The organism is Pseudoramibacter faecis, from assembly GCF_036289405.1.
Taxonomy (GTDB): Bacteria; Bacillota; Clostridia; order Eubacteriales; family Eubacteriaceae; genus Pseudoramibacter; species Pseudoramibacter faecis.
In genome coordinates this window covers 1-562 of the sequence record NZ_JAYFFI010000035.1, presented here as the reverse complement: position 1 = coordinate 562, position 562 = coordinate 1, and the positions used below count along the sequence as shown (strand labels likewise).

Genomic DNA, 562 nt, shown 5'->3' with positions numbered 1-562 from the left:
AAAGAAGAACGCACCTTGATTGAAGAAAAAATGAAACAGGTGCCTACAAGCAACATGGAAGCGTACCTTCGGAAAATGGCGATAGACGGATATATCATTCAGGTCGATCACAGCGATATAAAGAAAATGACGGCAGAGCTTCAAAAAATCGGGGTCAATATCAATCAGATTGCAAGGAGAGCGAACACAACGGGAAATGTATATCAGGAAGATATAGAAGAAATCAAAGGAGCCTTAAAAGAGATATGGCGGTTACAAAGATTAAGCCTATTAAAAGCACATTAAAAAAGGCACTTGAATATATCCAAAACCCCGATAAAACCGATGATAAAATGTGTGTGTCCTCCTTCGGATGCAGCTATGAAACCGCAGATATTGAATTTGCCTTTACGCTTTCACAGGCGCTTGACAAAGGCAACAATTTAGCACATCACCTGATACAGTCCTTTGAACCGGGAGAGGTCAGCTTTGAAAAAGCACATGAGATCGGAAAGCAGCTTGCGGACGCAGTCACGAAAGGACAGTATGAATATGTCCTTACCACTCATATTGATAAAGGGCA

General features: G+C 41.3%; 2 protein-coding genes. Both read left to right on the top strand.

What is annotated here, in order from left to right:
- Nucleotides 1-285, top strand: a 285-nt coding sequence (locus V3C63_RS11675; RefSeq protein WP_329888126.1) for a MobC family plasmid mobilization relaxosome protein, incomplete at its 5' end; no start/stop codon positions are given.
- On the top strand, nucleotides 246-562 hold a 317-nt coding region (locus V3C63_RS11670; RefSeq protein WP_329888125.1), incomplete at its 3' end, for a relaxase/mobilization nuclease domain-containing protein. The genes V3C63_RS11675 and V3C63_RS11670, both read left to right, overlap by 40 nt.